10 protein-coding genes and 1 riboswitch are annotated in these 12166 nt (G+C 69.9%); of the genes, 6 read left to right on the forward strand and 4 right to left on the reverse strand.

All coding sequences use genetic code 11. The features are described from left to right. Positions 1-51: 51 nt before the first annotated feature. Positions 52-807: a type I methionyl aminopeptidase gene (gene map / locus ACK3BB_RS05785; protein ID WP_428927777.1), complete on the forward strand. Its 756-nt coding sequence runs from the start codon at positions 52-54 to the stop codon at positions 805-807. On the opposite strand, the gene ACK3BB_RS05790 is transcribed toward map, so the two are convergent. The 3 genes from ACK3BB_RS05790 to fepB all read right to left on the reverse strand — a co-directional run bounded on the left by ACK3BB_RS05790 (position 804) and on the right by fepB (position 4210). Further along, positions 804-1883 carry a FecCD family ABC transporter permease gene (locus ACK3BB_RS05790; RefSeq protein ID WP_428927778.1) on the reverse strand — a complete coding sequence of 360 codons (1080 nt, stop codon included), beginning with the start codon at positions 1881-1883 and terminating at the stop codon, positions 804-806. The two genes, map and ACK3BB_RS05790, sit on opposite strands and share 4 nt — an antisense overlap. Further along, positions 1880-2923: a FecCD family ABC transporter permease gene (locus ACK3BB_RS05795; RefSeq protein WP_428927779.1), complete on the reverse strand. Its 1044-nt coding sequence runs from the start codon at positions 2921-2923 to the stop codon at positions 1880-1882. Before ACK3BB_RS05795 ends, ACK3BB_RS05790 begins: the two co-directional genes overlap by 4 nt. A gap of 279 nt (positions 2924-3202) precedes the next feature. Next, positions 3203-4210: a Fe2+-enterobactin ABC transporter substrate-binding protein gene (gene fepB, locus ACK3BB_RS05800; RefSeq protein WP_428927780.1), complete on the reverse strand. Its 1008-nt coding sequence runs from the start codon at positions 4208-4210 to the stop codon at positions 3203-3205. A gap of 172 nt (positions 4211-4382) precedes the next feature. On the opposite strand from fepB, the gene ACK3BB_RS05805 reads away from it, so the two are divergent. Further along, entirely contained in the window at positions 4383-5183 is an 801-nt protein-coding gene (locus tag ACK3BB_RS05805; protein WP_428927781.1) for an ABC transporter ATP-binding protein, read from the forward strand. A 285-nt stretch (positions 5184-5468) separates the two neighbouring features. Here ACK3BB_RS05805 and ACK3BB_RS05810 read toward each other — a convergent pair whose 3' ends face one another. Beyond that, positions 5469-6275 (reverse strand): IclR family transcriptional regulator, encoded by an 807-nt coding sequence (locus tag ACK3BB_RS05810; protein WP_428927782.1) that lies wholly within the window; start codon positions 6273-6275, stop codon positions 5469-5471. Between the two features lie 262 nt (positions 6276-6537). Between ACK3BB_RS05810 and ACK3BB_RS05815 the strand changes: the two genes are divergently transcribed. The 4 genes from ACK3BB_RS05815 to gcvH all read left to right on the forward strand — a co-directional run bounded on the left by ACK3BB_RS05815 (position 6538) and on the right by gcvH (position 12157). Continuing rightward, positions 6538-8631 (forward strand): TonB-dependent receptor, encoded by a 2094-nt coding sequence (locus tag ACK3BB_RS05815; RefSeq protein WP_428927783.1) that lies wholly within the window; start codon positions 6538-6540, stop codon positions 8629-8631. A gap of 128 nt (positions 8632-8759) precedes the next feature. Then, positions 8760-10049, forward strand: a complete 1290-nt coding sequence (locus ACK3BB_RS05820; protein WP_428927784.1) for an NtaA/DmoA family FMN-dependent monooxygenase — start codon at positions 8760-8762, stop codon at positions 10047-10049. Between the two features lie 354 nt (positions 10050-10403). Then, positions 10404-10490: riboswitch (glycine riboswitch) on the forward strand. 168 nt (positions 10491-10658) lie between these two features. Further along, entirely contained in the window at positions 10659-11801 is a 1143-nt protein-coding gene (gcvT, locus tag ACK3BB_RS05825) for a glycine cleavage system aminomethyltransferase GcvT (RefSeq protein WP_428927785.1), read from the forward strand. Beyond that, positions 11798-12157 carry a glycine cleavage system protein GcvH gene (gene gcvH / locus ACK3BB_RS05830; protein ID WP_428927786.1) on the forward strand — a complete coding sequence of 120 codons (360 nt, stop codon included), beginning with the start codon at positions 11798-11800 and terminating at the stop codon, positions 12155-12157. Before gcvT ends, gcvH begins: the two co-directional genes overlap by 4 nt. The last annotated feature ends 9 nt before the right edge of the window (positions 12158-12166 follow it).

Here is a 12166-nt window from a genome sequence, read left to right on the forward strand (position 1 = left end):
ATTCCCCGCTCGGCGCCCTATGATGGCCGGGCATCCCAGGCGGAGACCCAGATGACCATCACCCAGGAAGACGAGCTCGACGGGCTGAAACACATCGGCCGGATCGTGGCCAACACGCTGCAGGCCATGTCCACCGCGGCCCGGCCGGGCATGACCACGGCCGAGCTGGATGCCATCGGCCGCCGCCTGCTGGACCGCGACGGGGCGGTGTCGGCTCCCGAAAGCACCTATGGCTTTCCCGGCGCGACCTGCATCAGCGTCAACGAAGAGATCGCTCACGGCATCCCCGGCGCCCGCGTTCTGGCGCCCGGCGACCTGGTCAACATCGATGTCTCGGCCTCGAAGAACGGGTTCTTTGCCGATACCGGGGCCAGCTTTCGCCTGCCGCCGCAGCGCCTTGGCCAGGACCGGCTGTGCCGCGACGGGCGCCAGGCCATGCAGATCGGCATCGCCCAGGTCCGCGCCGGCCGGCCACTGTCGGGCATCGGCCAGGCCATCGGCCGGTTTGCCGCCAGGCGGGGCTATAGCCTGGTGCGCAACCTGGCCAGCCATGGCATCGGCCGGGCGCTGCATGAATACCCCCAGGAAATCGCCACCTGGCCCGACAATGGCGACCGCCGGCGGATCACCCGCGGGTTGGTTCTGACGGTCGAGCCCTTCCTGTCGCGCGGCGGGCTCTGGGCCACCGAGACCGGCGACGGCTGGACCCTCGTGGCCGAGCCGCGGGCCGAGGTCGTGCAATACGAACACACCGTCGTGGCCACCGGCGGCAAGCCGATCATCGTCACCCTGCCGGACCGGGCCTAACGCCGCCGGCCGTCGCCCAACAGCACGACGATCAGGTACAGCCCGCCGAGAAAGCCCGTGGTCAGCCCGACCGGCAGGTTCAGCGCCAGCGGCGCGGCCTGGCCCAGCAGGTCGGCGGCCATCAGCAGCAAGGCTCCCGTCATCGCCCCGGCCACCATCGGCACCCCGGGCGCCCGGGTCAGGCGCCGGGCGATCTGCGGCCCGGCCAGCGCGATGAAGGCCACCGGCCCGGTGGCCGCCGTGGCCACCGAGGTCAGCCCGACCGCCGCCAGCACCACCCACAACCGCGTGGCGCCCACCCGCACGCCCAGCTGGCGGGCCGTGTCGGCGCCCATTTCCAACAGGCTCAGCCGGCGCGACTGGGCCAGCAGGATCGGGGCGAAGACAACCAGCCCGGCCAGGGCCGGCCAGACATGGGCCCAGCTCCGCCCGTTCAGCGATCCGGCCAGCCAGACCTGAGCGGCCATGACCTGGTCCAGCCCGCCTTTCAGCATCAGCCCGGTGTTGACCCCGCCCAGGATCGCCCCGGCGCCGATGCCCACCAGGATCAGCCGATAGCCGCCCCCTGCCGCCGTATCCCCGCCGCCGCGCCGGGCCAGCAGCAGCACGGCCAGCGCCGTGCCCATGCCCGACAGGATGGCCGCCAGGGCGGTCTGCAGCGGCGTGGCCTGGAACAGGATGATGGCCGTGATCGCTCCGGTCGCGGCCCCGGTGGTAAAGCCGATCACGTCGGGCGACCCCAGCGCATTGCGCGACAGCGACTGGAACGCCGCGCCGGCCAGCCCCAGCGCCGCGCCGACCAGCAGGGCGGTCAGCACCCGGGGCAGGCGCAGGCGCTGGATCACCCGGGTGATCATCGGCTCGCCCGGATCGCCCAGCAGCCCGGCCAGCACCTGGGCCGGCGACAGGCGGATGGTGCCGGTGCCCAGCAGGACGATGGCCAGGCCCAGCAGGGCCAGCCCCAGCACAAGGCAGACCCGCAGGCTGCGCGGGCGCCACAACAGGCTGATCCCGCCCCGGCGCAGCACCTTCTGGCCACCGGGCGGTTCGGGGATGGGGGCGGGCCGGGCGCTCATAGCCGAGCCAGCCGGACGCGCCGGACCACGTGGATGAAGAACGGCCCGCCGATCACCGTGGCCACCACGCCGGCGGCCATCTCGTCGGGGGCCACGACGATCCGGCCCAGGATGTCGGCGCCCAGCAGCAGCGCGGCGGCATAGACCGCCGAGAGCGGCAGGATCATGCGGTTGTCCGGCCCGGCCACGGCCCGCGCCAGGTGCGGCGCGACCAGCCCGACCAGCGCGATCGGCCCGGCAGTGGCCGTGGCTGCTCCGGCCAGCACCATGACCGACAGGCAGGCCAGCGCCCAGATCCGGCCTGGCCGCAGCCCCAGCGCCCGGCCGCTGTCCCGGCCCAGGGCCAGGGCGTTCAGCGCCGGGGCCAGCGCCAGGGCCAGCCCGCCGCCGGTGATCAGCGCCAGGCCCATGACACCGGCCACGGCCATGCCGCGCCCGTCCAGCGCCCCGGCGCCCCAGCTGCGGAAGACATCCAGTACGTCCAGCGCGGCGTTCAGGATGACCAGGCTGACCGCCGCGCCCAGCACGATCGACAACCCGGCTCCGGCCAGCACGAGGCGCACCGGATCGGTGCCGCTGTCATGGGCCCGGCCCAGCAGGAACACGGCCGCCCCGGCCAGCCCGGCCCCGGCAAAGCCGAACCAGACATATTGCGTGATCGCCGTCAGCCCAAAGGCCGAGGCTCCCAGCACCACGGCCATGGCCGCCCCGGCGTTGACGCCCAGCAGGCCGGGCTCGGCCAGCGGGTTGCGCGTGACGGCCTGCATCACCGCCCCGGCCAGGCCCAGCCCAGCCCCGGCCAGCACGGCCAGCAGGCTGCGCGGCAGGCGCAGCTCGCGCACGATCAGGTGCACGTCATTGGCCGGATCAAAGGCGGTCAGCGCCCGGGCCACATCGCCCGGGGCCGTCGGGCGCGAGCCCACGGCCAGGCTGGCGGCCATCAGCAGGGCCAGCAGCACCAGCCCGGCCACCAGCCCCGGCCCCGAGGCGGGCCGTGCGGCGGTTGGACGTGCCGGCAGGGGTGGGGCAGAGCGGGTCATGGGGTGGCGCGGGTCATGGGGTGGGGACGGGTTTCGGGGGCGGACGGGCAAAGGGGCCAGGCGGGCAGGTCTTAGGGTCGGGTTACAAGGCGGAGCAGGCTACGTGGCGGGCGGGTCGTGGCGGCGTGAGGTTCGTGAGGCTCATGGGCAAGGGGTCGGATGGGTCACAAGGCTGAGTGCCGGACGGATCGCAGATCAAGGCGGGGCCTGATGCGCGGCAGGGCCTGCCGAGCGGCCCCCGGGCAACCGACCGCGCAGGCGCGCCAGAGGGCCGCCGGATCATTCGCTGAAATAGGGCATCAGCGTCTCGATGATCGTCAGCCCCGAGTAATAATCCACCCGGAAGGACAGCGGCCCCAGCGGATAGACCTGCCCGGCCTGCACGGCGGGCAGGTTGGCCAGCACCGGATCGGCCATGAACCGTTCGACCGCCTCGGGCGTGCCGTTGAGCAGGAAGATGCTGTCGCCGGTGATCGCCCCGGGCAGGTTCTCGTGCGAGATGAAATCGTATTCGCGCGATTGCATCACCCGGTCGCGCATGGCCTCGGGCAGGCCGGTCACCTCGAAGCCCAGTTCGGCCAGCACCCGGGCCTGGGCGCTGATCGGCTTGGACACCCCGTAATTGCCCGCGAAATTGTAGGCCACGATGCTGGCCGTGCCCTCGGGCCGGGTCATCTGCGCCGCGGCGGCCTTGGCCCGGGCGGTGAAATCGCGGGCCATGTCCCGGGCCTGGGCTTCGTGGCCCGTGGCCCGGCCGATCTGGCGGGCCAGTTCCTTCCAATCGTTGCGGGCATAGTCGAAGACCGCGACGGGGATGCCCATGGCCTGCAGCTCGGCGACATGGGGCAGGATGCTGTCGGCGCCCGAGGCCGAGGCCACGACAAGATCGGCATCCTGGATCAGCAGGGCTTCGAAATCGAAGGCCAGGTTGGGGTAGAGCACGGCAACCCCGCGGTCATGGGCGATCTCGGCCCATTGCCGAAAGAACCCGGCATCATCGGTCAGCGGGCTGCGCGTGGCGGCGGCGGTGGCCACCAGCGGCACGTCCAGGGCCAGCAGCGTGCCGGTCAGGCTGGGCGAGGTCGAGACCACGCGTTGCGGCGGGGCATCCAGCACCAGCGTGCCGGCCTCGTGTTCGATCCGGCGGGGCCAGTCGCCATCGGCGGCCGTGGCGGCGGGGGCCAGGGACAGGGCGGCCAGCGCGGCCAGGGTGGTGCCCAGGACAAGGCGGCGGCCGGGCGCGGCAGGCAGGCGGGACAGGCGAGACAGGCGGGGGTAGGGGGGCATCGTCGGGCTCTTCCGGCAGGGGCGCGCGGGGCGGCGCCCGGATGGATCGGGGAAGTGGCGCGGCGGCGGGCGCGGGGCGCCCGGGCGTCTGGCTGGGTCCGGGTTCGCGCCCATATTGCAGAGCGCGTTCCGCAATGCAATACGGGCCCATGTGCCGAGCAAGGAGAGCGCCATGACCGCGAGGCTGTCTGCCCAGGGCCTGACCCTGCGCTACCAGGCGCGGGTGATCTCGCGCGATCTGTCGCTGTCGATCCCCGATGGCGCCTTCACGGCCATCGTCGGGCCGAATGCCTGCGGCAAGTCCACCCTACTGCGCGCGCTGACCCGGCTGTTGCCGGCCGAGGCCGGGCAGGTCGTGCTGGACGGCAAGGATATCCATGCGCTGCCCTCGCGCGAGGTCGCCCGCCGGCTGGGCCTGTTGCCGCAATCGCCGGCCGCGCCGGACGGCATCACCGTGGCCGACCTGGTCGCCCGGGGCCGTTTCCCGCACCAGAGTTTCCTGCGCCAATGGTCACCCGAAGACGCCCTGGCCGTCGAACAGGCCATGTCCGCCACGGGCATCGCCGACCTGGCCGGCCGGGCCGTGGCCGACCTGTCGGGCGGCCAGCGCCAGCGGGTCTGGATTGCCATGGTGCTGGCCCAGGACACGCCGATCCTGCTGTTGGACGAGCCGACGACCTATCTCGATATCGTGCACCAGGTCGATCTGCTGGACCTGCTGGCCCGGCTGAACGGCCAGGGCCGAACGGTGGTGGCCGTCCTGCACGAGCTGAACCTGGCGTTCCGCTTTGCCGGCCACGTCATTGCCATGCGCGACGGGGCGGTCGTGGCCCGGGGCGCGCCGGAGGATATCGTGACCGAGGACCTGATCGCCCGGGTCTTTGACCTGGATGCGCTTGTCATGCCCGACCCGCTGACCGGCCGGCCGATGGTCATCCCGCGCGGGCCGCGCGCATCGTTCGGCGCGGGGTAGGCCCTCGCCCGGGTCGGGTTCCCCGACGCCGGTTCGGCGCCTGCCGCCGGTCGGGATCACCGACGCCAGTTCGCCGCCGGTCAGAGGACGCCGATTTGTTCCGCCGCCGTGCAGGCCCGCCGTTGATCGCGCCGTCTGTACGACGCGCTGTCGGCTACGCCCCGGCGGGCAGTCACGACCGGACCTTCTGTTGCGCTCCAGCCGCCGGTTGCGCCCTTGCCGCTGGTCACGCCCTGGCCACCAATCATATCCCGGCCGCCGGCCTCCGCGCGTGTCAACCCGGCCCTATCCCAGCTGGCTCAGCCCGCCGGTCGCCCGGTTCAGGACCTGCGCCACCTCCTGCAAGGCATAGCGATCCTCGGGGCTGCGCAGCTGGCCGATGTCGGTCACCGTGGTCACGACGCAGCTCAGTTCGCCCTGCGCATCGAGCACCGCCGCGGCCTGGCCGGTGACGTTCGACAGCAGGTGGCTGGTCAGCTCGGCCCAGCCGCTGGTCCGCACCGCCTCGATGGCCTGGCGGGCCGGCGGATCGCCCCGGAAATGGTCGGGCTGGATGCGCCGGGCGGCCTCGATCTGGGCGCGGGGCAGGAAGGCCTGAAAGACCAGCCCGCAGGCCGTGTTGTCGACCGGCAGCACGTCGCCCAGCGTCAGCGCGGTGATCGAGAAATGCGCGCTTCTGTACCAGCGCACCAGCGTCGGGCCGCGGTCCGTCCAGATCGCCACGCCGCTGCTCATCGCATGGCTCTGGGCCAGCTGCTTCATCTGGGTGCCGGCCATTTCCACCGCATCCACCCGCCGCAGCGCGGCGATGCCGATGCTCAGCGCCGCCGGGCCCAGGTCGTAATGGCTGGTGGCCGGGTCCTGCACGGCCAGCCCCTCCTTGACCAGGCTCTGCATGTAGCGATGGGCGCTGGACCGCCCCAGCCGGCTCAGCCGGGCCAGCTCGACCAGCGGCAGGGCCCGTTCGGCCGAGGCCAGGATGGTCAGCACACGCATCGCCACCGAGATCGACTGGATCGTCGAGGACCGTTTCTGGCCGTCCGCCGCGTCTGTCTTCGCCTCCTCCAGCGAAAACGATTCGAATTCCTTCAAGGGCTGGGTCTCCTTCCTTGCCGGGCCTTGCCGAACCTCAACATGCCGAACCTTGCCGCGCGGCACCGCCACAAGGTCCGGCCCGCACGCCGCCGCGCCCGGCAGATGGCCGGCCGTGTCCCGGGGGACACAATAGGCGCCACCAGCCGCAGGGGAAAGCCCCGTGGTGTGATTGACATGCGGAATGCGTTATGGAATGCGGAACGCACGATGCCAGCCAATTCCCAGCCAGCATGCTCCTTTATTCTTCCCGGGGGATGACATGCTCAAATCCAGACGGGCGCGGCTGGGGCAAGGCGCAAGCCTGCTGACCATCGCCGCCGCCCTTGCGGCCCTGCCCGCTGCCACGCGCGCGCAGGATGCCTTTGAAACCGATGGCGAATTTCTTGGCACGATCTACGTGACCGGCGAAAAGGTGGTGCGCGACATCACCGAAACCGGCAGCTCGGTCGATGTGACCACCGCCGAACAGATCACCGAAAGAAGCCCCGGCAAATCCGACGTGCAGGAGATGATCGAGGGCACGCCCAACGTGGTCTATTCCGGCTCGGTCAGCGCGCCGACGATCCGGGGCGTCAATTCCGAAGGCCCCCACACCGGGGCCAATGCCTTCTTTGCCGGCACCGTCCCGCGTGCCACCATCAATGTCGACGGCCATTACCTGAACTATTCCGAGTTCTTCTACGGCGCGACCTCGATCTGGGATGTCGAGAGCATCGAGGTCTTCCGCGGGCCGCAGACCACCTCACAGGGGGCCAATGCCATCGCCGGGGCGATCATCGTCAACACCAAGGACCCGACCTTCTACCGCGAAGGCGCCTATCGGCTGGAATACGGCAATTACAACCAGAAGCGCGCGTCCTTTGCCTGGTCCGGCCCGCTGAGCGACCAGGTCGCCGCGCGGGTGGCGCTCGATTACTCGGGGCGCGACACCTATATCGACTACATCAGCAGCAACTTCACCCAGAACGACATCGGCCAGGATTTCAGCTCGTTCAACGCCCGGGCCAAGCTGCTCTGGGTGCCCACCGATATCGACGGGTTGCAGGTCAAGCTGACCTACAGCCATTCCGACATGGCCGGCCCCAGCGTCGAAGGCGCCTCGCCGCCCTATGACGAGCTGCAATCCATCGCCACCACGGTGCCCGGCTGGGAGCAGACGACAGACACCGTGATCCTCGACGTGGATTACGATTTCGGCAACGGCTGGGCGCTCAGCAATGCCACGCAGGCCTCGTTCTCGGATATCGAGCGGCGCGTGGGCATCGACAATTACGGCGATGCCGACCTGAACGTCGAGAATTACACCGACGAGCTGATCCTGTCCTACGGCGCCCCCGAAGACGTGCTGAGCGGGTTTGCCGGGATCTACATGGCCTATACCTCGACGGACGAGACGCTGGACCTGGCCGGCACCTCGACCTTTGACGACCAGAAGCACAACCTGGGCGTCTTCGGTGAGCTCAGCTGGCGTTTTGCCGATGCCTGGATGCTGACCGGCGGCCTGCGTTACCAGCGCGACGAGATCAAGCGCACCGGCGACGTGACCAGCGCCTATGCCAACAGCGATGTCGATTACGATCAGACCTTTGACGCGCTGCTGCCCAAGGTGTCGCTATCCTACGAAGTCTCCCCGGCCCTGACGGTCGGCGCGCTGGTGTCCAAGGGGTACAACCCCGGCGGCGTGTCGCTGGATTTCGTGTCGTCCAAGGAATGGGAGGAATTCGAGGCCGAGACAGTCTGGGACTACGAGCTTTTCGCGCGGTCCAGCCTGCTGGGTGACCGGCTGTTCCTGTCGGGCAACCTGTTCTTCATGGATTATTCCAACGCCCAGCAGAACATCACCCAGACCCTCAACGGCATCACCTATATCCACACGATCAATGCCGACGAGGCGCAATCCTACGGGTTGGAGCTGTCGGCCAGCTACATGCCGACCGACCGGCTGAGCCTGAATGCCGGGCTGGGCCTGATGCATACCGAGTTCACCGAATTCTCGGCGGCCGCCGATTACGAGGGCAATGCCTTTGCCAGCGCCCCGGGGGTGACGGCGTCGCTGGGGGCCAACTGGAGCGTGACCGACCAGTTCGTCGTGGGCGGCGATATCCGCTATGTCGACGGCTATTACTCGGATGCGGCCAATACCGCGGCCTACGAGGTCGACGGCTATACGCTGGTCGACCTGCGGGCCAGCTATCGCATCCGCGACGGGCTCGAACTCTACGGCTACGTGAACAACGTGTTCAACGAGGTGACGCCGGTTCTGCTGCAGTCGAACCGGGGGGATTCGGTCTTTACCCAGGCCAGCCTGACCACCCCGCGCATGTTCGGCATCGGCATCCGCGGCACCTTCTGATCCAGCCGCCGGCCGGTCCCCGCGCGGGGCCGGCCGGCGGCGACATGTCCCTTGAACGATGACGGCCCGGTTTGGGCCACCCACCGAAAGGCAGGGCGATGAAGCTGCGACCCAGAATGTGCATCGGCATGTCCCTGGCCCCGACCTGGCTCAGCGGCGAAGGCTGGCGCGCGCCCGACAGCGGGATCGAAGGGCTCTATTCCGCCGATTTCGCCCTCGACATCGCCCGGCGGGCCGAGGCGGCGCATCTCGATTTCGTATTCCGCCCCGATACCAGCGTGCTGCCCGTCGCGCCGCTGGACCAGAGCTTTGGCTTTTCCTCGGTCGATCCGACGCTGCTGATGGCCGCCCTGGTGCGCGAGACCCGGCGCATCGGCATGGTCACGACGATCTCGACGACCTTTTCGCATCCCTATACCGCCGCCCGCCAGATGATGTCGCTGCATTGGCTCAGCAAGGGCCGAGCCGGGTGGAACGTGGTCACCGCCTTGCAGGGCCACGAGAATTTCGGCCTGGCCGAGATGCCTTCGTCCGAGGCGCGCTATGACCGGGCCGAGGAATTCACCCAGGTCGTCGCCCGGCTGTGGGAGAGCTTTCCTTCGCGGGCGCTGCTGGTCGACCGGGCGGCCGGGCGTTATGCCGACACCGACATGATCCTGCCGATCGACCATCGCGGGGCGGCGTTTGACGTCAAGGGGCCGCTGAACGTGCCGCAATATCCCGGCCCGCCGATCCCGCTGATGCAGGCCGGTGCTTCGGCCCGGGGCATCGACCTGGCCGGGCGCATGGCCGACATGGTCTTTGGCCTGACGCCCGATATCGGCACGGCCCTCGACACCCGCCGCCAGCTGACCGCCCGGGCCACGGCCCACCGGCGCGATCCCCGGGCCGTGCGGCTCTTGCCGGGGCTCAGCCTCTACCTGGGCAGGACCCGGGCCGAGGCGCGCGATCTTTTCATGCAGACCCATGTCCGGGTCACGCGGGCGCAGCGGATCGAACGGCTGGAAACGGCGACCGGGCTGGACCTGGCCGATTGGCCCGAAGACCGGCCGATCACCCCGGCCGACCTGGCCGCGCCGCCCCGGGCGCGGGCGCAATATGCCCGGCTGATGCAGCTGATCGCCGCCGACAGCCCGACCCTGGGCGAGCTGCTGAACCGGCCCGAGACGCTGGCCGCGATCCACTGGCAGGTGATCGGCACGGTCGAGGATGCCTGCGCTGAGATCAACCGCTGGTTCGAGGCCGGGGCGATCGACGGTTTCATCGCCGTGCCCGGCGGCTCGGCCCGGTCGATGGAACTGACACTGGACGAGCTGGTGCCGCGCCTGGCCGAGGCCGGGCTGTTCCGCCGGGCCTATGCCGGCGAGACGCTGGCCGATCACCTGGCCGACGGTCTGGACCTGCCGCTGCCGGCCTGACAGGCGTAGGGCGGTCTAATCGGGCCCTCCCGGCAGGGTGTCGGGTTGTCCGGCCATGCGCCCGCGGGTCCCCGGCGAGGCGTGCGGGAACGCACGACGAGCTGCGTTGGGACGGACATTGCGCAGGGCGTGACGGTTGCGGGCTGCGCAGGGCGCCGCGAGGCACGGGGATGGCCCCGGCGGGCGATGCGCGGCAATCGGCGGGCATCGCACCCGCCCATGGCCCGCACTGCCGCCGCAAGTGGCGATATTGGCTGACCTTTCGGCAGTCCGGCGCGCAAGCCGCAGAGAATCCTTTGCTTTCCCCGCATGCATCGGTCTACAACCAAGGTGCGGGTGGACATGTCGACCCGCACCGTCGCGACGGGAGAACCGGTCAATCCGGTGCCGAAGGAGCAAACGCCCCGGTAAACTCTCAGGCTGCAGGACCGGCGCGACGACACAGGAACTCTGGAGAGTGATGCGCCAGGCATCCGCCGAAGGGATAACGTTCTCAGGCACCAGGACAGAGGGGGCATCACGCGCGCCGGGGGCGGCGCGCAAATGTGGTGCCGCATGATGCTGACCCGTGTCATCGGCTTCTTGGGAAACGAAGTTGAAGGGGGATACGTGTCGGATCTGGAACAGACACCATTGCATGATCTTCATGTCGAGCTGGGCGCCCGGATGGTGCCCTTTGCCGGCTACGAGATGCCGGTGCAATACAAGCTGGGCGTGATGAAGGAACACCTGCACACCCGCGAGAAGGCCGGGCTGTTCGATGTCAGCCACATGGGCCAGGTCATCGTGACCGGCCCCGACCTGGCCACCGCCGCCACGGCGCTGGAACGGCTGGTGCCCGTCGACGTGCTGGGCCTGAAGGAAAACCGCCAGCGCTATGGGCTCTTCACCCGCGATGACGGTGGCATCAGCGACGACCTGATGCTGGCCAACCGGGGCGATCACCTGTTCCTGGTGGTCAACGCGGCCTGCAAGGCGGCCGATATCGCCCATCTCAGGACGCTCGAACCGCAGGTCACCGTGACGCCGATCACCGATCGCGCCCTGCTGGCCCTGCAGGGGCCGGCCGCCGAACGGGTGCTGGCCGGGCTGGACCCGCGGGCGGCCGACATGGCCTTCATGGACGTGGCCACGCTGGATCTCGACGGGGTCGAGGCCTGGGTGTCGCGCTCGGGCTATACCGGCGAGGATGGCTACGAGATCTCGGTGCCCGAGGCCGCGGCCGAAGGCCTGGCCCGCCGGCTGCTGGCCGATGACGATGTCGAACCGATCGGCCTGGGCGCCCGGGATTCGCTGCGCCTGGAAGCCGGGCTGTGCCTTTACGGCCATGACATCGACACCCTGACCACCCCGGCCGAGGCCGCCCTGGGCTGGGCCATCCAGCGGGTGCGCCGGCGCGGGGGCACCCGCGAAGGCGGCTTTGCCGGGGCCGGGGTCATTCTGCGCCAACTGGCCAATGGCGCCGAACGGCTGCGCGTCGGCCTGCGCCCCGAAGGCCGCGCGCCGATGCGCGAAGGCGTCGAGCTGTTCGCCCAGGCCGAGGGCGGCGCGCCCATCGGCCGGATCACCTCGGGCGGCTTCGGCCCCAGCGTCGAGGCCCCCGTGGCCATGGGCTACCTGCCCACCGAATTCACCGCCGCAGGCACCGTTGTCTACGGCGAATTGCGCGGCCGCCGGGTGCCCGTCACCGTGGCCGCGCTTCCTTTTGTTCCCGCCCGTTTCAAACGCAAGCCAGTGGAGGCACAGGCATGAAATTCACCGAAGAACACGAATGGCTCCGCCCCGAAGACGACATCGTCGTGGTCGGCATCACCGAACACGCAACCGAACAGCTGGGCGACCTGGTCTTTGTCGAACTGCCCGAAGTCGGCACGACCGTGACCAAGGATGAAGAGATCGTCGTGATCGAAAGCGTCAAGGCCGCCTCGGACATCTGCGCCCCGCTCGACGGCGAGATCACCGAGGTCAACGAGGCCCTGGCCGACAACCCCGCGCTGGTCAACGAAGACCCGCTGGGCAACGGCTGGTTCTTCAAGATCCGCCCGGCGGATCCGGCACAGATGGACGGACACATGGACGAAGCGGCCTACAGGGCCATGATCGCGTGACGGAGCACC

It is taken from the genome of Marinibacterium sp. SX1, from assembly GCF_050389775.1.
In the GTDB taxonomy this organism is placed as follows: domain Bacteria; phylum Pseudomonadota; class Alphaproteobacteria; order Rhodobacterales; family Rhodobacteraceae; genus Marinibacterium.